Source organism: Levilactobacillus zymae DSM 19395, assembly GCF_001434115.1.
Classification (GTDB): Bacteria; Bacillota; Bacilli; order Lactobacillales; family Lactobacillaceae; genus Levilactobacillus; species Levilactobacillus zymae.
In genome coordinates, this window is record NZ_AZDW01000022.1 from 61,644 (window position 1) to 87,272 (window position 25,629).

At 53.3% G+C, this 25,629-nt stretch carries 25 protein-coding genes; 10 read left to right on the forward strand and 15 right to left on the reverse strand.

Going from position 1 to position 25,629, the window contains the following annotated elements; genetic code table 11:
* The first annotated feature begins 63 nt into the window (after positions 1–63).
* The 3 genes from FD38_RS05345 (at position 64) to FD38_RS13125 (ending at position 2,694) form a co-directional block, all read left to right on the forward strand.
* A complete protein-coding gene (locus FD38_RS05345; RefSeq protein WP_057732033.1) occupies positions 64–987 on the forward strand; it encodes a LysR family transcriptional regulator in 924 nt (307 codons plus the stop codon).
* 31 nt (positions 988–1,018) lie between these two features.
* Positions 1,019–1,843 carry a glycosyltransferase family 8 protein gene (locus tag FD38_RS05350; protein WP_057732035.1) on the forward strand — a complete coding sequence of 275 codons (825 nt, stop codon included), beginning with the start codon at positions 1,019–1,021 and terminating at the stop codon, positions 1,841–1,843.
* A 227-nt stretch (positions 1,844–2,070) separates the two neighbouring features.
* Positions 2,071–2,694, forward strand: coding sequence for a C40 family peptidase (locus FD38_RS13125; RefSeq protein WP_057732037.1), 624 nt, complete (start codon positions 2,071–2,073; stop codon positions 2,692–2,694).
* Positions 2,695–2,750: 56 nt separating this feature from the next.
* Here FD38_RS13125 and FD38_RS05360 read toward each other — a convergent pair whose 3' ends face one another.
* The 4 genes from FD38_RS05360 to FD38_RS05375 form a co-directional block, all read right to left on the reverse strand.
* Positions 2,751–3,536, reverse strand: a complete 786-nt coding sequence (locus FD38_RS05360; RefSeq protein ID WP_057732039.1) for a hypothetical protein — start codon at positions 3,534–3,536, stop codon at positions 2,751–2,753.
* Positions 3,523–4,242 carry an ATP-binding cassette domain-containing protein gene (locus FD38_RS05365; protein WP_057732041.1) on the reverse strand — a complete coding sequence of 240 codons (720 nt, stop codon included), beginning with the start codon at positions 4,240–4,242 and terminating at the stop codon, positions 3,523–3,525. The genes FD38_RS05360 and FD38_RS05365 overlap by 14 nt, the downstream gene beginning before the upstream one ends.
* Positions 4,235–4,609 carry a GntR family transcriptional regulator gene (locus FD38_RS05370; RefSeq protein ID WP_057732043.1) on the reverse strand — a complete coding sequence of 125 codons (375 nt, stop codon included), beginning with the start codon at positions 4,607–4,609 and terminating at the stop codon, positions 4,235–4,237. The genes FD38_RS05365 and FD38_RS05370 overlap by 8 nt, the downstream gene beginning before the upstream one ends.
* Before the next feature lie 153 nt (positions 4,610–4,762).
* A complete protein-coding gene (locus FD38_RS05375) occupies positions 4,763–5,257 on the reverse strand; it encodes an alcohol dehydrogenase (protein ID WP_057732044.1) in 495 nt (164 codons plus the stop codon).
* A 211-nt stretch (positions 5,258–5,468) separates the two neighbouring features.
* On the opposite strand from FD38_RS05375, the gene FD38_RS05380 reads away from it, so the two are divergent.
* Complete coding sequence (locus FD38_RS05380) at positions 5,469–5,840, forward strand: DUF1304 domain-containing protein (RefSeq protein ID WP_057732046.1); 372 nt, start codon at positions 5,469–5,471, stop codon at positions 5,838–5,840.
* Positions 5,841–6,702: 862 nt separating this feature from the next.
* Here the strand turns inward: FD38_RS05380 and FD38_RS05385 are convergent.
* Positions 6,703–6,885 (reverse strand): hypothetical protein, encoded by a 183-nt coding sequence (locus tag FD38_RS05385; protein WP_057732048.1) that lies wholly within the window; start codon positions 6,883–6,885, stop codon positions 6,703–6,705.
* A gap of 370 nt (positions 6,886–7,255) precedes the next feature.
* On the opposite strand from FD38_RS05385, the gene FD38_RS05390 reads away from it, so the two are divergent.
* Positions 7,256–7,714, forward strand: a complete 459-nt coding sequence (locus FD38_RS05390) for an OsmC family protein (RefSeq protein ID WP_057732050.1) — start codon at positions 7,256–7,258, stop codon at positions 7,712–7,714.
* Between the two features lie 45 nt (positions 7,715–7,759).
* On the opposite strand, the gene FD38_RS12925 is transcribed toward FD38_RS05390, so the two are convergent.
* Together FD38_RS12925 and FD38_RS05395 are read right to left on the reverse strand one after the other, a co-directional pair.
* Positions 7,760–7,933 (reverse strand): hypothetical protein, encoded by a 174-nt coding sequence (locus FD38_RS12925; protein ID WP_170218388.1) that lies wholly within the window; start codon positions 7,931–7,933, stop codon positions 7,760–7,762.
* 29 nt (positions 7,934–7,962) lie between these two features.
* Positions 7,963–8,415 (reverse strand): MarR family winged helix-turn-helix transcriptional regulator, encoded by a 453-nt coding sequence (locus tag FD38_RS05395; RefSeq protein WP_057732052.1) that lies wholly within the window; start codon positions 8,413–8,415, stop codon positions 7,963–7,965.
* Positions 8,416–8,643: 228 nt separating this feature from the next.
* Here FD38_RS05395 and FD38_RS05400 point away from each other — a divergent pair, with 228 nt between their 5' ends.
* The 4 genes from FD38_RS05400 to ppx all read left to right on the forward strand — a co-directional run bounded on the left by FD38_RS05400 (position 8,644) and on the right by ppx (position 14,298).
* Positions 8,644–9,465, forward strand: coding sequence for a LicD family protein (locus FD38_RS05400; protein WP_057732054.1), 822 nt, complete (start codon positions 8,644–8,646; stop codon positions 9,463–9,465).
* Between the two features lie 212 nt (positions 9,466–9,677).
* Positions 9,678–11,210, forward strand: coding sequence for an acetate and sugar kinases/Hsc70/actin family protein (locus tag FD38_RS05405; RefSeq protein ID WP_057732056.1), 1,533 nt, complete (start codon positions 9,678–9,680; stop codon positions 11,208–11,210).
* Positions 11,207–13,375, forward strand: a complete 2,169-nt coding sequence (locus FD38_RS05410; RefSeq protein WP_057732058.1) for an RNA degradosome polyphosphate kinase — start codon at positions 11,207–11,209, stop codon at positions 13,373–13,375. The genes FD38_RS05405 and FD38_RS05410 overlap by 4 nt, the downstream gene beginning before the upstream one ends.
* On the forward strand, positions 13,372–14,298 hold the full coding sequence (ppx, locus tag FD38_RS05415) for an exopolyphosphatase (protein ID WP_057732060.1): 927 nt from the start codon (positions 13,372–13,374) through the stop codon (positions 14,296–14,298). Before FD38_RS05410 ends, ppx begins: the two co-directional genes overlap by 4 nt.
* Before the next feature lie 76 nt (positions 14,299–14,374).
* Here ppx and FD38_RS05420 read toward each other — a convergent pair whose 3' ends face one another.
* Together FD38_RS05420 and FD38_RS05425 are read right to left on the reverse strand one after the other, a co-directional pair.
* The gene (locus FD38_RS05420) at positions 14,375–14,935 is read right to left on the reverse strand and encodes a sugar O-acetyltransferase (protein ID WP_057732061.1); all 561 of its coding nucleotides are present in this window, start codon (positions 14,933–14,935) and stop codon (positions 14,375–14,377) included.
* A gap of 56 nt (positions 14,936–14,991) precedes the next feature.
* The gene (locus FD38_RS05425; RefSeq protein ID WP_057732063.1) at positions 14,992–15,603 is read right to left on the reverse strand and encodes an FMN-dependent NADH-azoreductase; all 612 of its coding nucleotides are present in this window, start codon (positions 15,601–15,603) and stop codon (positions 14,992–14,994) included.
* A 63-nt stretch (positions 15,604–15,666) separates the two neighbouring features.
* On the opposite strand from FD38_RS05425, the gene FD38_RS05430 reads away from it, so the two are divergent.
* Positions 15,667–17,022, forward strand: coding sequence for an aminotransferase-like domain-containing protein (locus FD38_RS05430; protein WP_057732065.1), 1,356 nt, complete (start codon positions 15,667–15,669; stop codon positions 17,020–17,022).
* Between the two features lie 126 nt (positions 17,023–17,148).
* Here FD38_RS05430 and FD38_RS05435 read toward each other — a convergent pair whose 3' ends face one another.
* The 6 genes from FD38_RS05435 to FD38_RS05455 form a co-directional block, all read right to left on the reverse strand.
* Positions 17,149–17,457, reverse strand: coding sequence for a hypothetical protein (locus FD38_RS05435; protein ID WP_057732067.1), 309 nt, complete (start codon positions 17,455–17,457; stop codon positions 17,149–17,151).
* Between the two features lie 380 nt (positions 17,458–17,837).
* Positions 17,838–18,923, reverse strand: coding sequence for an ABC transporter ATP-binding protein (locus FD38_RS05440; RefSeq protein WP_057732069.1), 1,086 nt, complete (start codon positions 18,921–18,923; stop codon positions 17,838–17,840).
* 203 nt (positions 18,924–19,126) lie between these two features.
* Positions 19,127–20,557: a glycoside hydrolase family 73 protein gene (locus FD38_RS05445; RefSeq protein WP_057732071.1), complete on the reverse strand. Its 1,431-nt coding sequence runs from the start codon at positions 20,555–20,557 to the stop codon at positions 19,127–19,129.
* 96 nt (positions 20,558–20,653) lie between these two features.
* Positions 20,654–21,358 carry a glucosamine-6-phosphate deaminase gene (locus tag FD38_RS05450; RefSeq protein ID WP_057732077.1) on the reverse strand — a complete coding sequence of 235 codons (705 nt, stop codon included), beginning with the start codon at positions 21,356–21,358 and terminating at the stop codon, positions 20,654–20,656.
* A gap of 200 nt (positions 21,359–21,558) precedes the next feature.
* Complete coding sequence (locus FD38_RS13075; protein WP_087741706.1) at positions 21,559–21,681, reverse strand: hypothetical protein; 123 nt, start codon at positions 21,679–21,681, stop codon at positions 21,559–21,561.
* Between the two features lie 144 nt (positions 21,682–21,825).
* Positions 21,826–25,182 carry an SEC10/PgrA surface exclusion domain-containing protein gene (locus tag FD38_RS05455; RefSeq protein WP_057732073.1) on the reverse strand — a complete coding sequence of 1,119 codons (3,357 nt, stop codon included), beginning with the start codon at positions 25,180–25,182 and terminating at the stop codon, positions 21,826–21,828.
* Positions 25,183–25,629: the final 447 nt, after the last annotated feature.

A 25,629-nucleotide genomic window follows, 5' to 3' on the forward strand; every position in this document is an offset into this window, starting at 1 on the left:
AAAGGCATAAAATCTAATACAGATAATTTACTTTGCATAAATATTATTTATGGAGGAAACCACATGGACCAATTTCAAAGTTACTTTTACGAGATCTACCAGACTGGAAACCTCACGCAGGCCGCTAAAAACCTCTACCTCTCCCAACCCGCCCTCAGTATTTCCTTAGCCAAGCTGGAACGTCGCTTGGGTGTGACCCTCTTCGACCGCAGCCAAAAACCACTAGCGCTCACGGCGGAAGGCCAGCTATATCTGCAAGAAGTCCTCAAGGTGCGCAATGCCGAGGCTGATTTTCGGCACGAATTAGCCGACCTCCAGGGCCAAACGACCGGGGAGATTCGAATCGGGTCTTCGCAATACTTCAATTCCTATTACCTGCCAGACGTGTTACTGGCCTACGAACGTCAGTACCCGCGGGTCACCGTGCGGATTCTTGAGCGCAACTCCGAATTACTCAACCGGGAATTGTACGCCGGTAACGTCGACCTCATCGTTCACTGCGGGCACGTCGACACCCGTAAAGTTACCGTGCAACCCGTACTCGTCGACCAGGTCGTTCTGGCCATCCCCAAGGTCCTCATCACACTCGACCAAGCCCACCAGTTGCGTTCATTCATCCAAGGGGCGTCTCAACCGGACGTCATTGCTTGGTTGGAACAGCTGCCCTTCATCTCGGTGTCTCCCACCAATAACTTCCGCGAGCGCATGGACCTGATCTGTGCCGCGTTGAGTTTCCGGCCCCACGTCAAGTACGAGATGTACCAATTAGAAACGGCTTTTCACTTGGCCGCTCACGGATTGGGCGCCACCTTCGTGACCGACCAAATTCGACAGAGCATTGCCAACCACGACCTGTACTACTTCGACCTGAAGCTCCCACTCGCTCAGCGCACCTTCTTTGCGTTAACGCGAAAGCGCGGCTATCTGGAGCGCCCCTTACAAAACTTTCTGACCACCTTAATGGACCCGCCTGCTCCCACCCGTTAAACTAGGGGTAACTTAACTTGGAGGTGCCCCCATGGCGTTCAACTTACTCTTCGCCGTCGACGACCACTTCGTCGACCGCATGCTTACCACCCTGTATTCTTTACGACAAACCACCGCGACCACCGACCCGATCCACGTCTACGTGATTCAGGACCGGCCATTTGCGCAGGCCGACCGGGTGACTCACATCCTGACCAGCCTAAACATGACCTACCACCCCGTTATCGTTGACGAGACGCTCTTCGCTGACGCCCCGTTGTCCGACCGCTACCCCAAGTCGATCTACTACCGGTTGTTGGCGAGCGACCTCTTACCGGCCACGGTCGATAAGGTCCTCTACCTCGACGCCGACATCTTAGTGATCAACGACTTCACCCCGTTCTACCAAACGGATCTCAGCCAAAACCTCTACGCGGCGGCCATGCACACCGACTTTTTCAACCTAACCGGGACCGTTAACCAGTATCGGCTGGCCACTAACACACCGCACTATTTCAACTCCGGGGTCTTGCTGATCAACCTGGCCCGGGCGCGGCAGGTAGTCGATGCCGCCAAGATTTTTGCGATTATCCGTGACCATCACGACGAACTCCTCTTGCCCGACCAGGACGTGCTCAACAAGCTCTACGCCGACGATACCCTGGCGGTCCCCGACGTGATCTATAACTACGACGTGCGCAAGAATCTGACCTACCAGGCCACCAGTCAGGGAAAATGGGACCTCAACTGGGTGGTCGCTAACACCGTATTTCTCCACTTCTGTGGCACCAAGAAGCCCTGGTTACCCGGGGCCACGGACCGTTTCGCCTTCCTGTACAAGCACTATCAGCACCGGTTAGAATTTTCACTTTCCTAACTATCGAAAATCACCATCGTTTGGCCGCTTAAGTGTTTGTCACAACCGACATCTTGGTCATCAAACCGTTAAAGTTTGTTATCGGGCCGCAACCACCGGGTAACCTCACTTTTCTATACTGGAACTTGTACGTTAGGTACATACAAATTCTTGTTATGGAGTGATACATTATCAAAGCTTTCACTAAATCCATCTTACTCGGTTCCTTAAGCGCCGCGGCCTTACTAATGGGCGGGGCCCAGGCCAGCGCCAGCACGGTGCGGGTCCAGGCCGGCAACACCGTCTGGAGCCTGGCCCAACAGCACCACGTGTCCGTCAACGCCATCGTGTCCGCCAACCAGCTGGCCAACGCCAACCGGATCTACGTGAACCAAAAATTAACGATTCCGGACGGCCAAACCACCAGTGCGGCCACGACCAGTGGGACTGCTGCGCACCACAGCTCCACTACCACCACGACCTCATCTCCTAAAACCACGACCAGCTCGACCACGACGGCGTCTGCTTCCACGGGCGGCGGTATCGCTACGGCCCTAAAAATCGCCAACAGCAACGTACCCTACGTTTACGGCGGGTCATCGATGAGTGGGTTCGACTGTTCCGGCCTGGTGCAATACGCCCTGGGACTGAGCGCACGGACCACTTACCAACAGACTAAGCTGGGGACCCACCACTACGACGTGGCTAACGCACCGGCCGGGGCCATCCTCTTCTGGGGCTCCGACAGCGCGCCGTACCACGACGCCATCTCGCTGGGGAACGGCAAGTACGTCGCCGCCCAGAACGAAACGGACGGCATTGGCGTCTTTAGCCAAAGTAACTGGCAACCTAGCTACTACATCGTGCTCTAGGCACGCAAAAAGCGAAATTCCCATCAACGGGAATTTCGCTTTTTTTCGGTTCTAAATTAGTATTTGGCTTCCACCCAGCGTTTCATCATAAAGATGTTTAACGCCGCGACCACCGCAATGGCCACAAACAGGCTGAGCAGGTCCAGCCAGATGCCGGACGCGTTGAGCGTGATGTCGGAGACCGTCGTGAAGTGGTTGTAGACCTGACTTTCCAGGTGCGCGATCCAGCTCATGAAGCGAATCGCCACCCAAGTCAAGATTACGGCCAAGACGCCCTTAACGATCCGTTGTTGGACGTTGGGGAGAAACGCACTGATCGTGTTGGTCCCAAAGTGAATCAGGTTGACGAACACCCAGATCCACAGAACGATAGCAACGGCCCAAAAGACCGTCGTGGTACCGTATAGGGCTAAGTTACGCAGGTCCGCCGCGTTCATCTGGAAGTTCACGTTGGTCTGGAACCAGTTGCGAATCGTCTTACCGGTCATGGCCGTCCCAATCAAGACCAGGACCACTTGGACCACGCCCACGTAAACCAACGCCACCAACGACGTCACCAGGTTGGCGAGATACAATTTGGTATCGCCCGTCGGCAACAGCCGGTAGGTATCACTGACCAACATCTGTTCGTTTTGCCGGGTCAACAGGATGAAGGCCACGAATCCGAAGACCGCGCCCCACCCCATCACCGTGGTAATCATTTCTAAATTGGCTAACCCGAGTTGCCAAATCTGGTAGAGCATGGTGATCACCACGGCAATCAGGTTAAAAAATAATAGCTGGTTCATGCTGCGAAACTTGGGCCGCCACATGACCCGAAATGCGTGACTAAAGCTCGTCATCGTGAATGTCCCCCTCGTAAATGCTTTCGTAAAAGGCTTCGATGCCCAGGCCAAACTCACTGCGAATCTGGTCACTACTCTTGTGGGCGCATACCGTGTGGTCCTTGATGATGACCACCTCGTCGAGCAACGCCGCAATCTCCGACACGTAATGGTCACTGATCACCATGGTCGCCGAATCTTGCTTCCACTGAATAATGCTACTGATGATGCGTTTCCGACTCATGCTATCGATGCCGTTAAACGGTTCGTCGAGCAAATAGACCGCCGCTTCCCGCGACAGGGTCAGCGCGATGATGAATTTCTCGCGGGTCCCCTTGGACAACGTAGACAATTTCTGGTCGTCATCGATTTGTAAGAACGTGATGAGGTCCAGATACTTCTTCGCCGAAAAATCCGGGTAGGCCAGCGCGTAGAAGTCGCGAATCTGGCTGAGCTTATCGGCCGGTCGGAACCCCTGGAGCGCTTCACTAAAACTGACAAAGGCCCGCCGCGGCGCCTCGCGCGTCTCACCGTGTACGGCGATCGTGCCCTTGGCGTTCTTGGCGACCCCGGCAATCAGGCGCATCAACGTGGTCTTCCCGGCCCCGTTTTCACCCAAGAGTCCCACAATCTTGCCCGGCGCAATCTGCAAGTTCACGTCCGTCAAAATCGTCTTGGTATTTTTGCGATAATTTAATTGGGTAATCTCAAGTGCGTTAGTCATCTGCGTCCCCCCGGTGTTGAATGTAGGCCTTAATCTCGGCAATAATTTCCGCGTCGGTCAGCTTTAAGGCGTGGAGTTGACCGTATAAGTCTTGAATATAAGTCGTCGTCAGTTGTTGTTTCAGCGTCGCAATTTTCGCCGCATCCTGGGTCACGAAATTGCCGCGGCCCCGCTGGGGGGCAATGTACCCCTCGGCAATCATTTCCCGTAAGGCGCGTTGCACCGTGTTGACGTTGACGGTCAGGTCCACGGCGAGTTGCCGGACGGCCGGTAACTTGTCACCGAGCCCCAATTCGCCGGCCACCATCCGATGATACAGGTAATTCTTGATCTGATAATAAATCGGCACCTTATCATCAAATTGCATTTTCTTCACCCCACTAGTGTTATATCTTTCTATAACACTATAACACGAATTCCCCGAAAGGCAAATTAAAGTTCCCTAAGAAGACCGGCCGCACCAAAAAAGCCGGCCCCAACGGACCGACTCACTTGGCTTCTATTCAACTGGTTAGGGGCGTTACCCCTCCGCCGGCACCTTTAAATTGATGTCGTTTTGCTTCGCTAATTTCTGTTCCGCCGCTTTGCGTGCCGCCACGGCGTCGTAGAAGTCGCTAAAGGTTTGGTTCAAGACGTAGTGGCCGTGGTAAAATAGGCGTGCGGCCCATTTGCCGGAGCGTTTGTCGAAACTCACGCCGATGACGCCCGAAATATTCCGGGAGCTTAGCTTGGTCAGCGCCGCCACGTTAGACCCGTTAACCAGGGGTAAGTTGGTGGCGTTCCCGATTTGTTTACGCGTCCGGGGATCCTGGGTCAGCCGGGCCTTGCTGATATCTCGCCGATAGCAGCCGCAGCTGACCGTGATGCCGTGCCGCAGCCGGTAACTATCGACCGTCACCAGTTGCCCACAGCTACATTTACATAACCACGTGGCGTTACCATTCTTGGCGGTACCGTCCCGCCGGATAACCGTCAGTCTGCCGAATTGTTGTCCACTTAAGTCTAGGAGTCTCATTAGTAATTCCTCCATTCTTATTTTCAGAAAGCTTAATCTACTGCAATCTACCCCGAAGGTTACTCGAGCTCCCCTGTAAAAAATATCCTTAATTAAATATTCTACACACCAAGCTAAAAACTAGCTTAAATTATCCGTTATTTATTCAAATTTATGGCTCCGGATATGAATAATTTTATCATCATTGCCGGCCCGGAAAGAAGTAATTTGCATGACAATTTTAATTACTAGTCTAACTATTTTAGTCGCTGTCGAACATTTAGGCATCATGGCCCTCGAAATCTGGGGTTCCCCCGCCCAACAAGCTAAGGCGTTTGGCATGCCCCTCAGCTTCGTCCAACAGCAGCCTGCCCAAACGGCGCTTGCCAACCAGGGCATCTACAACGGGATGTTGGGGATCGTCATCCTGGCGAGTCAGTGGTTATTAACCGGAACCGCCCAACACCTGACCACTGCGCTACTTTTGCTCTACATCGTGGTGGTGGCCCTGTTCGGGAGCCTGACCGTCAAGCGCACCATCTTCTGGTTACAGGGCTTCCCGGCCCTGCTCACCCTCTTGTTATTATTGGGGTGGTGGCTTTAAGATTTTCTTTAAAAAGTGGTTTACAGACACGGAATCTCACGTTATAATGTAGTCACATATTCAGGTGAGAGCCTGCCACGGTTTTGCGATTATTGGAGGAGTTAATTGACCTTTAGCCATTATTAACACCATTAAACCGTACACATACTTCTATTCTGCTGGTTGCGTTCGTGCGTAACTAGCTTTTTTTGTGCGCTGATTTCGTTAACTCACCCATAAGATTACGAGAATCAACTTAAAGTCTACTTAAAAATAGTCACGATTCACTAGCCAATGCGGCTGATGAATCGTGACTTTATTTTTAATAAATTATCGGAGCACCCCTACATATGTGGGGAATGCAACAGGATATCAATCATCTATTTACTGAGATGAGAGTCACCCCCACATGTGTGGTGAATACCAGTTGTTATTCACCAAGCCAGCGGCCCGGAAGGAATCACCCCCACACGTGTGGGGAATACCATGATCAGGCGCTCGAGGTGTTTTTCCGTTCGGAATCACCCCCACACGTGTGGGGAATACTAAAGAGATCCCCGTACTACGGCCTTTTAAAATTCACCAACCACCATTTTTCATTAACTTCATTTCAATTCTAGTCTACCAAGGCCCCCTAAAAATTTCAATTTCGGCACTCCCAGTAACTCATTTTTCGTCAAAAAAAGACGTTCCCGCACGAGAACGCCTCAGCTCTTTTTTACAACTTCTACATATGACTAGCGGAGATCCAAACGATGCCTAAGTGATAAATTGCGACCAGCATGATGGCGATAAATAGCCAGCCACAGGTGTAATAAACATAATACATTCCTGGATGCTTCATGTCGTTGCCCCCTTTACCGGGACTTTCCTGACAACCTATCTATCCTACTGGAACCACCGCACGACGGGTTTGCGCCGCCAGCATAATGGCTTCCTGTTCAGCAATCGTTGCTGTGAATTGCCGCATGCGCTCCTCAGCAACGACCTGCGCACCGTGCTTTTGCGCCCGCCACGTGATCATTTGAAACTTACGCTTTTCTTCTGACAGCTGATTATCTAACATATGGCTCCCCCCAAATGCTTGCGCCAGTGTTCTAATTCCTGTCACCGTATATTATAAGCACATTTTTTTAATCGGTCTACCCCTAAATTCAAATATTACAAAACTTTTACACGGCTTGTCACCATGGGCTTATTTTCACGTCTTTTGGTTAGTCACCTATCAAATTAGTTGTAATTTATCATAATTGGTATAGCCGTCGTGTGCAACCGGTTGCTATTCCATTTAGCAAGCGATAGTTTACACTATTCGTCAGCTTGAACCTTTAATGGTTTAGGTTAGTCTGCCGGCCATCATTTTCGACGTTAATCAATTGTGTTTTGATTCTAACCGGCGTAGGCTAAAGATAGTTTATGAAAGGGGTTACTTAGCCATGTCCATTGATCGTGAGAAATTCCCACCGTTATACCGCACCGTTGCCATTAACGACGACGGTCTGAACAGTCACTCCTACGTTCCCGGGGGACTCGATGTCGTGACCAGTTCCCCGCTGTCCGCCAACCCGGGCGCTAATCCCGAGCAATTTTTGGGGCTCGCCCTCAGCACCTGCCTCAACGCGACCCTCGAGGCCATCGAAAAGATGCGTCACCTGCCGCACACCTCGCAGGTCCACACCATCGTCGAATACGCACGCGACACCAAGGGCTTTCAGTTCTACGTGACCGCCCAGATTCGAATTCCCGGGGTTGACCGCCAAACGGCCATCGCCATGGCCGATCTAGCGGAGCGGCGGTGTCCCGTGGCTAAACTCTTGAGCGGTAGTCCCAACGTGACCGTGGCTTTAGTTGACCAGTTCAGCGAGGTCGAACCCGTCACCGTCAAGACCAAATAAAAAAATGGACACGCCCAGCCGCTTAGCTGCGTGTGTCCATTTTCATTAACGATGGGACAACCGGCCTTTCAACCGTTGCCACCATGATTTTGACTGTGCTTCCCCGTATACGTACGACTTGGGGTGGCGTCCTGGACGCTTATCCTCGTGGTCGTCATCCATGAAGACAATCTTGCGCCAGCGCTTGGCCTCTTCGTCACTCATGCGCTTTTTGCTCATTGACTTCAATCTCCTTTTAACTTAAGGATTCAATTATCTCGATTTTTCAGGCGGGTCACCTGGCTGAAGTCCCGAATGAAATTCAGAATTTCCTGGGCCTGATCTTCGCCGTACATATCCAACCAGCCCTGAAACCGGTGGTCAATTCGTTGGCGGATTAACCGTTCGGCTTGTTCACCAGTTGGGGTGGCCAGAAAATACAACCGGCGCCGATCGTTCTCGTCGGGTTGTTGCCGTAAATAGCCTTGTCGCAACAACACCCGAATCTGCCGGGAAATCGCGCTGCGGGTCACCTGCCGCTGGCTAGCAATGTCCATCAGCGTCACGTTTTGGTGCCGGGTGATTTCGCGCAGAATCAGATACTGTTCAAACGACAAATGAAACGCCTTGGCTGGCTCCGAAATAAATTCATCCAGATACTTTAACGAACTCATGTACACGTCGATGAAGGCGTCCAATAAGGGTTGTTCTTGTTCAGCCATGAATCCCACCTACAATTCTCAAAATACGATTTTTATCTTAGCATTTACATTCCGCAAATACCAGTTTTTTTCGTGCGCGACCAGCAATAGCCTGAACTAAGTTATGGTAGAATAGAGAAATGTTTTAGGGCTTAGGAAGGAGGCCGGCGCTTTACTCATTTTACCACCGGAACCCCGGAAATTTATCGAAAAAACTCGCGTCATTCACGGGGCAGAAAGGACGTTTAAATGTCAGCTTTAATTGATCGAATTCACCGTGTCGAACTGGGAAATCTAGCTAAATTCACGCAACTTTGCGCGCAATTAGATCTTCCCTACCTGTTACTAGGGGGATCGCTACTGGGCGCCATTCGTCATCAGGGGTTCATCCCCTGGGACGACGACGTGGACGTGGGGTTACTGCGGGCCGATTACGACCGGCTCTTAGCCGCCGCCCCGCCCCTGTTAGCCGACTCCCACTATTTCTTACAAACGCCCAACAGCGATCCCAACTACGCCCTGAGCTACGCCAAGCTACTCGACCGCAATACTTATATAGAAGAGAAGAACAACGTCAACAACGCCCGCAAAGGGGTGTTCATCGACATCTTCCCGCTCGACCGGATTCCGGACGAACCCGCCCAGCAACGCGAACAGTTGGCCAAATTCCAGTGGTACAATACCCGAATTTTGCTCCAACTGCGGTATCATTTAGTTAGCAACCCGTTGATGAAATTGCAAAGCCCGTTGGACGCCGACCAGTTAGCCGACGTGCAGGCCCTAAAGGACGCCCGGGAGATGGTCATGACCCAGTATCAGGCCCGCACCGACCTGACGCAGGTCAAGAACCTGGCTTCCCAGTACGCCTACGATAAAGAGGTCTTCAGCGTTGCGCAGGTCAGCGACCTAACTACCGTCCCCTTTGAGACGTTAACGGTTCAGGTTCCCAGCGACTATGCGACAATTTTAACGGCGATGTATGGGGATTATCAGGCCTTGCCGCCCAAAAATCAGCGGACAGAAAAACACCTCGAGCGCCTGATCATGGACAATCAAATGTTCACGGAGTAAGGGGCCGTTGTTGATTCAGCTAAACGCGGTCGTTCACCGATACTTAGGGACCGATTAACGTTATTATGTGATTAGTAACACAATCTCGTCACAGCATGTCGTCACCTCATTAAGCCGGTGAGCGAGACTGCTTCACCGACAGAGACGCCTTCGGCTCAGTTAGAAGGCGTCTGCTCCACCACCTAAAATTTATCAAGAAAGTAGATGAGCATATGGCTGATAATTATTTTGGCGCCATCCTGGTCAACGTGACTAGCATGGAACTTTCAATTGTCAATCTCAAAACCGGTCAACAAGCCGAACACGTTCTATCGACCGTCGCCATCGGGGAAAATATTTACAACCATGTCGATATCGACTTACAGACCGTCGTGGACGCCGCCGAAGCGCTCCGCGGTTTTCTCCAAATCATTAAAGACTACGGCGTCACCCACTATAAAGCCTGGGGATCGCAGGCCCTCTCCAGTGCACCCAACGCCGACTTCATCCGCGATCAGCTCTACGTGCGGACCGGTCTGCGGTTACACTGGCTATCGCTGAGCGAAGAATCCTTCGTCCGCAACGAGGCCATCGCCATTCATTTCGCCGACTACCAACGGTTGACCGAGAAGCACGCGGCCATCATCGGGTTAAACTCCGGTAGTACCACCTTCTCGTTTTTCGACCATCATGAATTGAAAGCGTCACCGAACATGAAACTAGGACCGACGCGGGCCAAGGAAGTCTTACAAAACCTGCGGACCACCGCGCCGAATCCCGTGGCCGTGCTGGATGACTACATCAACAGCAAGGTCGACGACTTCTACCGGTTTATCCCGGAAGACCTCCAGCAGGCCACCAACCAGGTGATCCTGATCGGGGCCACGCCGCTCAACGGGTTCTTCATTCCCAAGGGGCAAAACAGCTACACCCTCTCGCTCGAACGTTTCCAGCAGTTCGCCCACGAAGTCACCGCCGCTTCGGACCAGTACTTAATGGAACACTTACAGATCAGTGAAGAAGCCATAGGGTTAGTCTTACCCGAAGTCCGCTTGATTCAAAAACTACTGACCGTGGTCCACGCCGAACAGGTCCACCTGGTCAACCTCAACGTCTTAGACGGACTGACCACCAACCGGGCCATCGCGGAAGGCTATTACCGCAAACAGGACTTCAATAAGCAAATTCTGGGTGCGGCTTACGCGGTCGCCCAACGTTACCGGGTCGAACCGCACCACATGGCGTTGGTCGAAAAGTTCGCGTTACACCTCTTCGACCAATTGAAGCCGCTCCACCACTTGAAGGCCCGCGACCGGCTCTTGCTGCACATCGCGGCCATCGTTCACGATAGCGGCGGGTTCATCGACACCCACCAGCACTACCTGCATTCGGATTACGTGTTACAGCAATCCGAGATCCTGGGCTTATCTGCCGAGGAGACCCAGATCATCGCCGCGGTCTCGCGCTACCACAGCGCCCGCACGCCCGGTGGTGAACTGGACCGTTTCCGACAACTGGGGTCGTCCAAACGGCTAGCCATCGCTAAGCTGGCCGCCATCTTGCGGTTAGCCGACGCCCTCGACGACGCGCACCAGCAGACCGTGGAACGGATCTCCGTTTCCGTGCGGCCGACTCAGGTCATCATCACCGCCTTTAGTGACGATGATCTGGAACTGGTCCACTGGGCCTTCATGCGCAAGGCCGAATTTTTCACGGACGTCTTCGGGTTGCAACCCGTGTTTAAACAGAGGAGGGTGCACAAATGACATCAGAGTTTAAGAAAACTAAATACTACACCAACCGGGAACTTAGCTGGCTGGATTTCAACGCCCGGGTGCTGGACGAGGCGCGCGACAAGACCAATCCCTTGCTCGAACGGGTCCGGTTTCTCGGCATCACCCAGAGTAACGTGGACGAGTTCTTCATGGTCCGGGTCGCTTCATTAGCCAAGCTGGCCGCCGTCAACTATCCCAAGGCCGACGCGTCGGGGATGACCGCCGAGGACCAACTCCTCGCGGTCAACGCCAAGGCCCACGATCAGGTCATCAAGCAATATTCCACGCTCACGCGGATGCTTCTGCCGCTACTGGCCAACCAGGACGTCCATCTCAAGACGCCCCAGGACCTGACCGCCGATCAGCACCGCTTTATCGAACACTATTTCAACAACGAAATTTCGCCCGCGTTGACGCCCATGGCCGTGGACAGCTCGCGCCCGTTTCCGTTTATCGGTAACAACACGTTAAACATCGCCCTGCGGCTCCACAAGGCCGGCGACAAGCACGACAAACGCTTCGCCACCGTCCAAGTACCCGATATCTTCCCGCGGACCGTCCGGCTACCGGGCGGACAAAACGACTTCATTCTGCTCGAAGACGTGATCAAGACCTTCATCGGCGACCTGTTCTTGGGCTACAAGGTCCAAGAAGCCGCCAACTACCGGGTCATCCGGGACATGGACCTCGACGTGGCCGAAGAAGACACCTCCGACCTCTTGAAGGAAGTCAAACACCAACTCAAGCAACGAGAACACGGGAGCGCCGTACGGCTAGAAGTCGAATCCGGCATCTCCCCGGCCTTACAAAAGCGCCTAGCCAGTTCCATCAAGGTGCCGGCCTACGCCATTTACAGCATCGGTGGGCCCATCGACCTGACCTTCCTGGGGAAATGGACCAAGCAGATGACCGGCCTGGACCATCAACGCTACCCTAAGTTCACCTCAGCGCAAACGCCGGGGATGGGGGCCGACGACGACCTCTTCGCCACGATTCGCGACCACGACGTTTTCGTCCAACATCCTTACGACTCGTTTGACGCCGTCACCAACCTGATCAAGCAGGCCGCCAGCGACGACGAGGTCTTGGCCATCAAGATGACCCTCTACCGGGTCTCCGCCAACTCCCCGATCATCAAGTCCCTGGGGACCGCCGCACAAAACGGCAAACAGGTCACCGTGCTGGTCGAAGTCAAGGCGCGATTCGACGAAGAAAACAACGTCCACTGGGCCCAACAGCTCGAAAAGATGGGCTGCCACGTAATCTACGGACTGATTGGCCTGAAGACCCACTGTAAGCTGGCCCTGATCGTCCGTCGAGAAGAAGACGGCATCCGCCGTTACATGCACATGGGAACCGGGAACTACAACGACGTGACCGCCCACTTCTACACCGACATGGGTCTGTTCACCACCAACACGGACATGGGCATCGACGCCTCCAACATTTTCAACATGTTGTCGGGCTACTCCGAACCACCGTACTTCCACCAACTTCACATGTCGCCGGACGGCATCCGTGAATTCCTGGTCAGCCGGATCAATGAAGAAATCAACAACGCCCGGCTCGGGCAACCCGCCTGGATCAAGATGAAGATGAACTCGCTGTCCGACTCGGCCATGATCGCCAAGCTCTACGAGGCCTCCCACGCCGGCGTGCACATTCAACTGATTGTCCGGGGCATCTGTTGCCTCAACGTGGGCATCCCCGACGTCAGCGACCACATCGAAGTCCACTCCATCGTGGGGCGCTTCTTGGAACACAGTCGGATCTACGCGTTCGCTAACGGCGGCGACGAACAGGTCTACCTGTCCAGTGCCGACCTGATGACCCGGAACCTGAACCGGCGAGTCGAACTTCTCTTCCCGATTCTGCACGCCGACCTGCGCCACCGCATCTTTGATATTTTCCACACCATGTGGGATGATAACGTTAAAACGCGGGTGTTGCAGGCTGACCGTGAGTTTACTCGGGTCGACCGCCGGGGGCTGGAACCCCTGGACGCCCAAACCGCGTTTATGCAAGCGGCTGAAGCTAAGACCAAGCAACTCCCCCAGGACACGGACCAACCCGTGGGTGCGCCCCGGCAGTTCCGGCCAATGCTGAGTCCTAAAAATCAGCCGAAATCCCCTATGGATCGGAGTCCTCAACAATGAAAAACCTCGTCGTCATCGACCTGGGATCCAACTCAGTCCGCATGACCATCACCGAAGTCGACAACCACGGTAACTACCAAACGGTCAACCAGATCAAACGCTACGTGCGGCTCTCGGCCAACATGGGTCCGGAGAAAGTGCTCCAGCCCGACGCTATCGACCGGACCCTCGCCGCTTTGAGCGACTTCAAGGACGTTTATAGCCAACTGGAAAAGCCCGACATCCACGCCGTCGCCACGGCGGCCGTGCGCCAGGCCTCTAACCAGAAGGCCTTTCTGAAGCAGGTCAAAGAACAACTCGGCCTGAGCCTTAAAGTTATTTCCGGGGCCACGGAGGCCCGTTACGACTACCTGGGTGTGATCAACACCCTGCCGATGGTCAACGGCCTGATTGTCGACACCGGGGGTGGATCGTCCGAACTGATCCTGGTGCAAAACCAACAACTCAAGCACGTGGTCTCGATTCCGCTCGGGTCGGTGACCCTGTCGCAGAATTACCTGGAAGCCGACGTGGTCGAGTCCGCCTCGCTCTTCAAGGCCATGACCTTCGTCAACAACGTCTTCAACGACGTCTGGTGGCTACGTGAGGCGACCAACCTACCGATCATCGGCCTGGGTGGCGCCAACCGGACGCTGGCCAAGATCAACCGGCGCAAGAAGAACTTCCTAAACGCCGAGGACGTCCACGGTTACAAGTTGACCGACGAAGACGTCTACGAGACCCTGACCCAACTCCTGGGGCTAGACCTGGAAGGCCGCAAGAAGGTGCCCGGACTAGCCAAGGAACGGGCCGACATCATCGTGGGCGGCCTGATTCCGGTCACCCTATTGATGCGGTTGCTGGATTCACAGCAGATCACCTTCTCCAACGCCGGCTTACGGGACGGCATCTTATTCGAATACCTGAACGACTTAAAAGCTTAGGTCACAGTTACCTAATATATCTCATCAAATAAAGGCACTTCGCGAAAAATCGTGAAGTGCCTTTATTGAGTGTGTTCTACTTTTCGGTTAGCGAGCGAATCACCTTCGCCGGGACACCGCCCACCAGCACGTTATCCGGCACATCGTGAGTCACCACGGCGCCCGAGGCAATCACCACGTTATTCCCGATGGTCACACCGGGATTAATGGTCACCTTACCGCCAATCCAGACGTCGTTACCGATGGTCACCGGTTGCGCCTTAGCCAGGTATCCCCGCCGTCCCGCTGGCGTCAGCGGGTGATTGACCGTATAGATATCAACGTTAGGCCCCACCATGACGTTATGCCCAAAGGTGACCGGCGCGATGTCCAAGATGGTCAGATTATAGTTACTCAGGAAGTCCTCGCCCACGTGAATGTTCTTGCCATAATCACAATTAAACGTGACTTGGACCGAGACGCGTTGGCCGGTAGACCCAAAGATTTCACGAATCTTAGCCGTTTGCTGGTCCGGCGCCGTTGCCGGAATCGCGTTAAACTCCTGACAAAGTTGTGCCGCTCGCGCCTTACGTTGCGCTACCGCGGGGTCCCGAAAGTCGTACCAGTCGCCTGCCTTTAACTTTTCTAATTCTTCCATTTCGCTTCACCTCGACTCCCAGCCTACAACTTAGAGTCGCCTCGAAGTCAAGGCCGTTAGTCCGTTGCGGCCAACGCTTTAGTCAGGTAGGCGCTCAACTGGTGTTTCGTGGCTTCCACGATGGCGGGCTTGTCGCTATTGGCCAGGTCTAGCCCCTGCGCGCGAATGACTTCCATGGCCGTGATGCCCATCAGGCTCATGATGGTCCGCAAGTAATACGGTGCGATATCAGCGGTTACGTACCGGAAATCGTGGGCGTAGTCACTGCCACTGGATTGAACGTAAACCACCTTGTGTTGGTTACTCAGCAGGCCCACCGACCCGTCGGCCGTGTATTTAAAGGTCTCGCCGGCGATAAAGACGTTGTCGATGTAGTCCTTGAGCTTGCTGACCACGTTAAAGTTGTGCAACGGCATCAAAATCACGGTCAAGTCGGCAGCCTTCCACTGGTCAATCAGGTGGCGTTGGACCGGGGACATTTCCGTTGCTGCCAACGTTTCGGCCGTAATCCGGGGAATCTGGGTGGCCGGGTCGTAAAGGGTCAGCGTCTCGACCTCGGCGTGTGGCGCCTGCGCCGCAATGGTCGCTTGGGCCGTGGCGGTCAACTGGTTGATCGTGCGTTGGGGATTTTGGTAATCGGGATGAGCATTAATTAATAAGATTTTCATGGCTAAAAAGTCCTTTCTTTGCGCTAAACTAGATTTAAATACTTGAATTAAGGGGGTCCGGGTATGTTAACCCTGAACCGACAGAGTCACGAACAACTCTATCATCAACTCTACCGCCAACTACGTGCCGAGATTGAGACCGGCGTGCGGCAGCCGGGCCAAGTCCTGGCCAGCACCCGCTTTTTGGCTCAGCAACTGCGAGTCAGCCGTAACACGGTCGACCACGCGTACCAGGACCTGGTCGCGGAAGGCTACGTCGTCAGTAAGCCCGGTGCCGGCTATCACGTGGCCCAGCAGCTCCCCTACCTGACGGACATGAGCGCCCTGACCCAACCGGCGACCACCGAGAAATTTCGTTACGACTTCACGGAAAGTTACGACCACCTGCGGCTATTTCCTAAGCAGGCCTGGCGTAACGCCGAACAGGCCATGATGTTCACCGGCCTGCCCCACATCCAACCGGCCAACGGGGACTTGCAGTACCGACGCCAACTGGTGGCCATGCTGGCCCGCGTCAAGGGTATCCACGCCACGCCGGAGCAACTGGTGGTCACCAGCGGCTTCAACGAGGCGGCCGGCATCATCGCCAACCTCCTGCCCGAACTGACCGCGGGCCAACTCGGGGTAGCCAATCCCACGGCGCCCAACGCCCGCCACGTGTGGCCGCGCTTAGACGTGCCTACGGTGCCCTTCACCCCGGAAACGCCGCCCACGACCTGGCCGGCGGCGTTGGGTTACCTCCTGACGCCCACGCACAACTTCCCCACCAGCTACGGCTTCACGGTCGCCGAACGACACCGTCTGACCACCTGGGCCCAGGCGAAACACCGGTACCTGATCGAACTGGACACCGACGGCACGTTGGACTACGGTGGCACCCCCGCGCCGGCGTTAACCCACGACTATCCCGAGCGAACGTTTTATTACAGTAACTACGACGACACGTTGGGGTCGGCGCTGTGCCTAGGTTTTCTGGTGATTCCCGCGGACCTGGTGCCGACCTACCAGGCGAAATACAGCAAGTTACCCAACCGTAATTCTCAGTGGCAACAGCAAATCGTCAGCCACCTCATCGCTAACGACGCGTTAGAACGCTTTATGCGCCAGCTCACGCTAGTCTACGCTAACCGCCGGCAACTCCTCTTAGACACCCTGCAAACGGCCTTTGGCGCCGCGCTGGTGCCCATGGGTGCGCCCGCGGGAACGTTCGTGACCCTGCACTTGACCACCGGCGAACGGGCCAGTGACGTCATCGCCACGGCGGCCCAAGCCGGGGTCGGTCTCGTGGACCCCGATCGTTGCTGGGTCGACCTGCACGAGGACTACCAGAGCCTGGTCTTGAGCTTTCGCCAGGTCGACGATGCCCAAATCATCGCGGGGATTCGCGCCTGGCAAACCGTGTGGCACCCCCGCGCTTAACAAGGTCTATTCTACGAGTCTCGCGGGTCGCCCCCAAGCGCCAATTCCGAAAAAAACAGGGGACCAGTTGGCCTCCTGGAACCACGAAAGGGACTGCGAAAAATTCGCAGTCCCTTTCAGTCTGGGTTACCCGATATGGTTTTCGTGCAAGATGGCGTCGACTTCTTTTTGAATCTCGGCCGGCTTGGCCCATTCCTGAAACTCGGTAAAGTCTTCGGCGGGCATCTCGTAATTCTCGTTGACGTAATCTTCGTAGGCCTGAACGTGCGGCGTGTGGGCGATGTTCAGTTGTAAGATCCGCACCTGCTTGATCAAGCCCCGTTCGGCCGCTAATTCCGCGCGCCCGTTTTGGACCATGTCACTGATCTCCATGTATTTTGACCCGTCGAGCCGGGTAATTTCTTCGATTAAGGTAAAGGTTTCATGACTTTTCATTTTAAAACTTCCTCCTCATACTGGTTCCATTATACCGAGTTTTGCGCCAAACAAAAACCACTACCAGGGAATGGTAGTGGTCGGCATAAGAGAGAAAGAGAATTGATTAGAAGGTAATTATTAATACCTTACAGCTAATAATATACTTGTTTCTGTAAGCGCTGTCAACACTTTTCCAATAAAAAGTTAAGCGGTTTCTTCTTTATTCACACAAAAGGCCGGAAAGACAAGCTTTCCGGCCACCATTTAGTCTGCACCAAATGAGAGATAAATCCTTGATCGGATTCATTGGGCAACCCGATTAAGGGGGTAAATAAATGGTAAGTTAAAGATACCACTAAAAATGATAGAAATCTATCTATTTTTTAATGTTTTTTTAATTATTTAACGGTATTGGTGGCGTTAGCGTCGTGCAAGACCGTTTCGGGGTGCACCAGGTTCGACGGATGCTGGATCACGTCGCCCACGGAATGGCCCGACACGTTAACCAAGCAGACCAGCACGAACAAGATACCGACCGCCGTGGTCAGAATCCGGTTGCCCACGCTCATCTTTTCGCTGATGACGGAACCGTAGAAGTCCTTTTTGACCTCGCTTGCCACGTTGGCGTTGTCCGGTTCGGCCTTTTGGCGTTCGTCGGTGACTTCCTTTTGGTAGGCGTCGATATCAAAGGCCTTCTGGTTGGCCTTCATCTGGCGTTGGAAGTGCTTCTTTTCCTTCTTGGTTTGAGCCTTGAACCACTTGGTAAAGCCCCGGTAATCCTTGACCACGGAAGCCGTGTCGCCGATTTCCTTTAACGTCCCGTAGTGGATCCAGGCGACCCGGTCACAGAGGATTTCGATTTGCTTCAAGGAGTGACTGACGAAGATGATGGTCTTGCCCTCGTCCTTGAATTCCGCAATCTTGTCCACACACTTCTGGTAGAAGGTGTCATCCCCGACGGATAACGCTTCGTCGATGATCAGGATGTCGGGGTTCACGTGGACCGCGATGGAAAAGCCCAGCCGTGACTTCATCCCGGAGGAGTAGCTCTTGACCGGCTGGTACAGGAAATCACCAATGTCGGCAAAGGAGACGATGTCGTCCATCAACGCGTCGATTTCGGGATTGGTCAGCCCCTGCATCAACGCCTTCAACCGGATGTTTTCGAGTCCGGTCAGGTTACCCCGCAAGCCGGCCCCGATGGCGATGATCGAGGTGTCACCCCGCACGTCCACGACCCCGGTAGTTTGGGGGATGATTCCGGAAATAATGTTGGACAACGTGGACTTCCCGGACCCGTTGACCCCGATCAAGCCCAGCGTTTCGCCCGGCTTAACTTCCAAGGAGATGCCCATTAATGACCAAAAATGGGGCACCTTGCTATTGCGTAACGAGAAAAACGACCGTAATTTTTCGGACTGACTCTTGTACAAGTCGTATTCCTTGGTCACGTTTTGGACCTTAATTTTATATGCATTATCCATGAATTAAACTTCCTAACTCAATTATTAGCGTGCCGCGTCCCAGACTGGTCCGCCGCTTAATCTGTAGTATTATACCAGAAAATCCAGGTCAACGGGCGGATTCCCCGTTGAGCTTAGACATTTCTTTAGCCGCGGTAACTTAACTCCCCCATTATACTAAAAACCCACGACAAAACAACTCGTCGTGGGTTTCCCTATTAGCCTTAATTCAATGCCCGGGCATCCACCCAGTACTTGGTCTTATCACCGCTGAACTGAATGCGATACCAGGTGGTCTTGTACGCTGGCTTGGTACCAATCTGGTCAAAGGTCACTTTGGTGCCGACCTTGGCCTGACTGGGCCATTTTAATTCTTGTTGGTTAAAGTGGGTCTTCTTAACGTGATTGTACACGTGATACTTGGTGTACTTCTTGCTCAACGTCCGGGTCCCAGTGGTCTTGGTGTAGGCCACGTAATCGTATTGGGGACTAGCCGTCGTCCGGTCCGCAGCAACCCAGTATTTGGCCTTAGCTACCCCGATACGGTACCAGGTGCTCTTGACCCCATCCTGGGTCTTCACGGCTTGTTGGTCGGCCGTGTAGCTCTTGGCCGTAAGCTGACTCAAGGCGCCCTGCGACTTCGCTAAGTACGGGGAATTAAACACGTGGTTGTAGTAGTCCCCACTGGTGGTACTCAGCTTAACGGTCGCCTTCCCCGTCGTGTATTTCACGGTCGGGAGCGTCAACGCGGAACGATAGACCCAATACTTCTTCGCCGATTTAGCCGGCGACAGGGTCACCCGGTACCAGGTGGTCTTCTTCCCGGTCGTGGGGTCCTTTTTGACGCCCCGCATGTTCAGGTAGACCAACTGGCCCGTCCCCACCTTGAGCTTGCTCCAAGCGGTCTTGGTGACCTTCTCGCGAGTGCCCTTGATGTGGTTGTAGGCTCGATAGCTGGTGTACTTGCTGCTCAACCGGGCCGTCTGGGTCCCGCTAGCCCCGTAATACTTGGCCGTGGCGTAGGTGACCGGTTGCACGGTCGAGGCACTGCTAGATGAACTAGCGGCACTAGACGACGAACTGGTCGTGGTGCTGGCCTTCTTATCCAGGCTTGCTAAATCGTACTGTTGAATCAGGGAGATCAGCGAGGCCCCATACTGGGGCGACGTCGCGTAAGTCCCCGTTAGCGCGTTCGCCGCGGCCTCGTAAGTCGCCGCGTTTTCGCGCCAGGTGCCACTATAATAAGCGGTGTTATAGCTCAACCCATTACGCAAGAGCTTGGCGTTATCGGTCATTGACGCCTTGGCATTGGGATACTTCCGGAAGTTGGCCGACGTAGTGTAGAGTTTCCCGTTGGCGTCGTATTCGGACGTTTCCATGCTGACCGATTGGCCGTTATAACTGCCCTTGATGCCAAAGTAATTGTTGGCCTGTAAGGTAAGCTGACTGGTGCCCCAGGCGCTCTCTAACGCCGCTTGGGCCATCATGACGGACGGATACAATTTATATTGATTGGCCACCGTCTTCACGGGGCTTTTTAATTTCGAAATGAAGGTCTGTTGGGTGGTCGCCGCATGACTGGTCACCCCAACCGCACTCCCGAGGCCCACGCCGATAATCGCCACGGCGATGAGCCACTGTTTGCTTCCTTTCATGATGTTTCCCCCTTAAAATCGCTTTCAGAACAAGAATACCATAATTCCTGAAACTGGCGGCGAAAATTTATCGAGGAAACGGCGGAAATTTGCGGTTTACTTGAGCTGGCTAGCGGCCGCTTCGTCCAAAATCACGTGAACGTTCGGATGCGTCTGCAAAAAGCTGGCTGGTACGTCGGGGGTGACCGGACCTTGTAACATCGCGGCTACCGCGGCGGCCTTGGCTTCACCGTAGGCCACAATCAGGATTTCCTTGGCCTGTAAAATGGAGCCAATGCCCATCGAATAAGCGTAACGGGGAACCTCATCTTCGTTGTCGAAGAAGCGGGCGTTCGCGTCAATCGTGGATTGCGTCAGGGCCACTTTATGCGTCGTGGAATGTTCGTCGGTACCGGGTTCGTTAAAGCCCACGTGACCGTTGCGACCTAACCCTAACAATTGTAAATCGATGGGGTTGGCAGCGATGATGTCATCGTAGCGCTTGGTTTCGGCCGCCGCGTCGGCGTTCAGGCCATCGGGCACGTAGGAGTGGGCAAACGGCTTGGCGTTAAACAGGTGTTGTTGCATGAAGTACCGGTAGCTTTGCGGATGATCCGGGCCTAAGCCCACGTATTCGTCCAGGTTCACGGAGGTCAATTGGCTGAAGTCTAAGTCACTGGCTACAAGTTGTTGATAGATGGAAATCGGCGTACTCCCGGTAGCTAAACCTAAGACCTTAGCCCCGGCGGTCAACGCCTGTTGAAAGATCTGGAAGCCAGCCTTCCCACCAGCGGCTTGGTCCTTCACGATTTGAACGTGCATGTTTTGTAATTGCGTCATCATTCTGCATCCAACCTTTCTCTCTTAATGGTATAGCCCAATTATAATCGCTCTAGACCAGTTTTGCAAGAAAATGTCTCAACATTCGTGTTGACCCGCAAATCATTAACTCACTTATTAGGCTAGTGGCCGCCAATTTTTCCAAATAAATAAGACGGTGATCCGTGTGAGCGGATCCCGTCTTATTTCCGACGAACGCCTCGTCGGTTGGCATTTAATTCATTTTGCTGTTTCCGGAACTTTTCGAACGTGGCGTCCCGTTGCTTCTGGTTCTTGTGTGAATTTTCGCGTTTCGTGTACTTCATGGTCGTCACCCTCTTCTCGTTTGTGTTATGGAAACACTATATAACGAAAAGTTAGGGAACGCAAGATTTTAAGCTTAAGTCACTTAGCTGCGCCGCGCAACCAAAAGAACCGATTTTACGGCCACGTCACGCCCGACCGCGGTCTTAGTTGCGTTGCCGCCGCCATGCCGTGAGGCCAAACACGCCGAGCAATAAACCTAACAGGGATAAGCCTGCTGGTGCTTGTTCACCGGTTTGCGGTAACGTGGTGTGCTTGCCAGCTAAGCCTGGTAAGACCACTTGTTGGTTGGTCGTCTTGTCTGCCGGCGTCATGGTCAGCACAGTCTTGCCGTGACCCTGGCCCGTTGCGGTGGTCTGAACCACGCTGGCCTGACCACTCGCGTAACGTCCCCGTGCGGCCTTGGCAACTTGTTGTTTAGCCGCCGCTAAGTCGTGCGTTGGGGCTTTCTTAGTGGCCTTCTTAGTAGCCGGCTTAGTCGTCCGGGTCGATTGGTCCGCCTTGGTGGCCGTGGTTGGTGCTGTGACGGGTTGACTAATTGGCGTAGCCGTTGAAGTCGTTGGCGCTGTTGGTTCCGTTGGGGTTACCGGCGTGGTTGGCTCCGTTGGTTCCGTTGGCGTTACCGGTGTGGTTGGCTCCGTCGGTTTCGTTGGGGTTACCGGCGTGGTTGGCTCCGTCGGTTTCGTTGGCGTTACCGGTGTGGTTGGCTCCGTCGGTTTCGTTGGGGTCACTGGCGTCGTTGGTTCCGTTGGCGTTACTGGCGTTGTCGGTTTAGCCGCATCCAGTAAGGCTTGCAATGCCTTAGCCCGTTCAATCGGGACCTGAGCATCGGCCTGTTGTTGGGCAGTCTGAGCGGCAGCCAGTGCGGCTTGGGCGGCCTTAACCTTTTGCGTGGCGGCGGCTAACGTGGCAGCCGTGGCCGTGGCGTTAGTCTTGGCGTTGGCCAGTTCGGCTTCGGCGGCCTTCAGCGCTGCCAAGGCGTCTTGGTAGGCTTTAGTGGCCGCTGCTAAGGCTTGGGTCTTCGTTTCCAAATTTTGAGCATCTTGGGCTTGAACCTTCTGGTCGGCCGCTAATTTATCCTTAGCCGTTTGTAAGGCTTGGTTGGTCGTGTCCAAATTGGTTTTAGCCGTAGTCAAGTTCTGCGCACTCTTTTGGTAGTCGGCTAACGTGGCGTTCAACGCGTCAAGTTTGGTGGTATCGGTCTTCGTCGTGTCCTGGTCTTGAGCTAACTTGGTGGTTAAATCGTTAACCCGAGTGTTAGCGGCCGTTAGGGAGTTAGCGGCCGTGGTTGCGGCCGTTTGCGAAGCTGCGGCCTTAGTTTGAGCAGCTTTTAAGGCAGTTTGAGCGGCAGTGGCGGCCTGTTGATCAGTCCTCAAAGTCTTGGTTAACTCGTTCACCTTGGCTCGCTGAGCTGTCACGTCATTGTTGGCTTTAGTTTGTGCGTCTGTATCGGTTACCAATTGCGCTTGCTGTGTCGTTAAAGTAGTACTCAACTTCGTCGCCACAGCCTGAACTTCATCAACTTTATTTTGGGCAGCGGTTAAGTTAGATTCAGCCTCTTTATTTGTATTAATTGTTCTCTTGGCTAAAGCCAAAATATTTTGCGTATTGGACTCAGCGATACTTAGTGGCCGATAGTTCGCATCGAGCGCCTTATCCGTTACCCCTGGTGTAGGAATCCCAGCTAATGACATAACGTCTCTATTGAATTTAGCGTTTGTCGGAATATAGGCCGGCGTATCCGTCACAATTTCAAAATGATCTTGACCTAATTTATCAAAACTGGTTCCCAAATAACTGGCTGCCGTTGGTTCATATTGCCCGGCTAAAGCCAGTGCATGTCCAAATGAGGAGTCCTGGTCTTTAAGCATCATGTCCCGGATAGTGTTATAGACGGCTTCCTTTAATTGATCCATGTTCCCGGCGATTTTTCCCGTACTATCCGGTGCAATGTTGACGTACCCGTTTCCCAGACTTTCGTAATAATTATCGTCCGCATTCAAACCATATTTCGCATCACCCGCAACTTTAGTAATAGCCGCTACGTCGTGAGCATGTTTCTGACTCAGATTCCAATTATCTTGATTGTACTGAGTTGCAATATCGTTAGCAAAATCCACGGCCCCCTGCGTGACTGCTGTCGTCGTATTTCCTAACGCCGTCCGAATTTGGTTGACCATATCCGCGGTAAACATCGATAATTCATTACGCTGTTGACCCGTTAAAGCCGCGATGTCAGAAAAAGTAATCTGTTGGTCATAGCTATTCCCGTGATAGACATTTCCAGTAACTGCTTGGGTGAGGGCTGGGGTTCCAGCTTGAATGGCCGTCGTTACCGCCACTTGATCTGCCGCTAATTCGTCTGCAGCAACGTGATTCAATTGGTCCATTTCTACCTTATTCATCGCTGTGGCAATATTGGCTAACGCTTCTTTGTACCCCGTAGGCAACGTGATTGTATTGGCCACCGTCGTACTCTTCAGACTGTTATACCGGTCAATTTGGGCCTCATTAACGTCAACCGCAATTTGGGCAATTTGCCGATCGCTTAACGCCTGAGTAAGAGTAGCTGCACTATCCTGGGCCGCTTTCAAGGCAGCTTGAGCGTCGGCTAAGTCAGCTGCGTTCTTGGTAACGGCCGTTTTGGTTTCAGCAATATTATTCTGATCGGTCGCGATGGCCTCCTTGGCCGTTTGCGCAGCCGCGTTAGACGCCGAAATGGCCGTCTGCTGATTAGCTAATGCCGCATTATCTTGAGCGACTTGCTGATTAACCTGCGCAACTTGATTTTGGGCCGATTCGGCGGCAGCTTGGTCAGTTTGAGCAGCCTGTGCTGCTTTCGTTGCCGTGGATTGGGCTGCTTGCTGAGCAGTTTTTGCTTTGTCAATGGCGGCTTGATCTGTCTGTTCCGTCGTCTTATCTTTAGCGATTTTGGCCGTAGTTTGTGTAATTTGATTCTTAGTGGTCTGAACGTTTGTCGGTGTCGCATTCTGTGCAGCCTGTTGGGCTTTATCATACGCCGTTTGGGCGTCTTGTTGCTTTTGCGCTGCGGCATCAACGGCTACTTGGTCCGTCTTGACCACCCCGTCTTGGGCCGTAACGGTTGCCGCCGCTTGATCCTTAGCCGTCTGAGCAACCTGTTGGGCCGCACTGGTTTGATCGACTAACTTTTGGGCCGCGTCAACCTTGACCTGGGCCGCGCTTTGGGCCTGCGTGGCCGTCTGATTTTGGTCGGTCGCCGTAGTGGCTTGGGCCTGCGCATCCGTGGCGGTCGATTGGGCCGCGGTCGTGGTTTGCCCAGCTTTAGCCGCATTATCCTTAGCCGCTACCACGTTAGGCGCCTTTTCCACCTGTTCCGCTAACGTATCCTGCTTAGTCTGTTCCCCGGTTGCCGGCGCCGCAGTCTTGGCCGGTGTCGCATCGGCATGTGCCGCCTGACCACTAAATGCTAAAACCCCTGCTACCGTTGCAACGCCAGCTACAATCTTTTTCACCTTTGTCATCTGTTTTTCCTCCCACGTTCTGACACCGAAATTAACGCCGCTGATGCTGATAAATGGCAAACATAACTAACCAAAATAATTAATCTCGGTATGTACTTCATTACACTCATCATTATAGTATTAATTTAGTTACATTTATAGATATTTGTTACATATTTTTTAATAACAATATTTGATGATGATCAACCATCACGCCCTGTTCCTAGTATTTACGGGCATTTAGCGGCATTTCAAGGCTCAATTTTGCTAATAAATTTCTTTTCGTACAGGGGAACTAAGATTTATATCTAGTGTAAAAATGACGATTTTAGCCAGCATTTACCGCTAAACGTTGGATTAAACTAATTACTTCAAAACTAATCAATGATGCAAAATATAAACGATTATCTCAACAAAAAAAGAGTTTGGGACATAAGTCCCTAAATTCCAGTAGTTAAAAATTGGTCC

Bases quoted from the DNA above. Each gene is read 5' to 3' on its own strand.
- FD38_RS05345 (WP_057732033.1), top strand. From the start codon at position 64: ATGGACCAATTTCAAAGTTACTTTTACGAGATCTACCAGACTGGAAAC.
- FD38_RS05410 (WP_057732058.1), top strand. From the start codon at position 11,207: ATGACATCAGAGTTTAAGAAAACTAAATACTACACCAACCGGGAACTT.
- FD38_RS05435 (WP_057732067.1), bottom strand. From the start codon at position 17,457: ATGAAAAGTCATGAAACCTTTACCTTAATCGAAGAAATTACCCGGCTC.
- FD38_RS12925 (WP_170218388.1), bottom strand. From the start codon at position 7,933: ATGAGCAAAAAGCGCATGAGTGACGAAGAGGCCAAGCGCTGGCGCAAG.
- FD38_RS13125 (WP_057732037.1), top strand. From the start codon at position 2,071: ATGGGCGGGGCCCAGGCCAGCGCCAGCACGGTGCGGGTCCAGGCCGGC.
- FD38_RS05405 (WP_057732056.1), top strand. From the start codon at position 9,678: ATGGCTGATAATTATTTTGGCGCCATCCTGGTCAACGTGACTAGCATG.
- FD38_RS05360 (WP_057732039.1), bottom strand. From the start codon at position 3,536: ATGACGAGCTTTAGTCACGCATTTCGGGTCATGTGGCGGCCCAAGTTT.
- FD38_RS05380 (WP_057732046.1), top strand. From the start codon at position 5,469: ATGACAATTTTAATTACTAGTCTAACTATTTTAGTCGCTGTCGAACAT.
- FD38_RS05385 (WP_057732048.1), bottom strand. From the start codon at position 6,885: ATGTTAGATAATCAGCTGTCAGAAGAAAAGCGTAAGTTTCAAATGATC.
- FD38_RS13075 (WP_087741706.1), bottom strand. From the start codon at position 21,681: ATGAAGTACACGAAACGCGAAAATTCACACAAGAACCAGAAGCAACGG.
- FD38_RS05430 (WP_057732065.1), top strand. From the start codon at position 15,667: ATGTTAACCCTGAACCGACAGAGTCACGAACAACTCTATCATCAACTC.
- FD38_RS05370 (WP_057732043.1), bottom strand. From the start codon at position 4,609: ATGCAATTTGATGATAAGGTGCCGATTTATTATCAGATCAAGAATTAC.
- FD38_RS05455 (WP_057732073.1), bottom strand. From the start codon at position 25,182: ATGACAAAGGTGAAAAAGATTGTAGCTGGCGTTGCAACGGTAGCAGGG.
- ppx (WP_057732060.1), top strand. From the start codon at position 13,372: ATGAAAAACCTCGTCGTCATCGACCTGGGATCCAACTCAGTCCGCATG.
- FD38_RS05450 (WP_057732077.1), bottom strand. From the start codon at position 21,358: ATGCACGTTCAAATCGTGAAGGACCAAGCCGCTGGTGGGAAGGCTGGC.
- FD38_RS05375 (WP_057732044.1), bottom strand. From the start codon at position 5,257: ATGAGACTCCTAGACTTAAGTGGACAACAATTCGGCAGACTGACGGTT.
- FD38_RS05350 (WP_057732035.1), top strand. From the start codon at position 1,019: ATGGCGTTCAACTTACTCTTCGCCGTCGACGACCACTTCGTCGACCGC.
- FD38_RS05420 (WP_057732061.1), bottom strand. From the start codon at position 14,935: ATGGAAGAATTAGAAAAGTTAAAGGCAGGCGACTGGTACGACTTTCGG.
- FD38_RS05445 (WP_057732071.1), bottom strand. From the start codon at position 20,557: ATGAAAGGAAGCAAACAGTGGCTCATCGCCGTGGCGATTATCGGCGTG.
- FD38_RS05390 (WP_057732050.1), top strand. From the start codon at position 7,256: ATGTCCATTGATCGTGAGAAATTCCCACCGTTATACCGCACCGTTGCC.
- FD38_RS05400 (WP_057732054.1), top strand. From the start codon at position 8,644: ATGTCAGCTTTAATTGATCGAATTCACCGTGTCGAACTGGGAAATCTA.
- FD38_RS05365 (WP_057732041.1), bottom strand. From the start codon at position 4,242: ATGACTAACGCACTTGAGATTACCCAATTAAATTATCGCAAAAATACC.
- FD38_RS05425 (WP_057732063.1), bottom strand. From the start codon at position 15,603: ATGAAAATCTTATTAATTAATGCTCATCCCGATTACCAAAATCCCCAA.
- FD38_RS05440 (WP_057732069.1), bottom strand. From the start codon at position 18,923: ATGGATAATGCATATAAAATTAAGGTCCAAAACGTGACCAAGGAATAC.
- FD38_RS05395 (WP_057732052.1), bottom strand. From the start codon at position 8,415: ATGGCTGAACAAGAACAACCCTTATTGGACGCCTTCATCGACGTGTAC.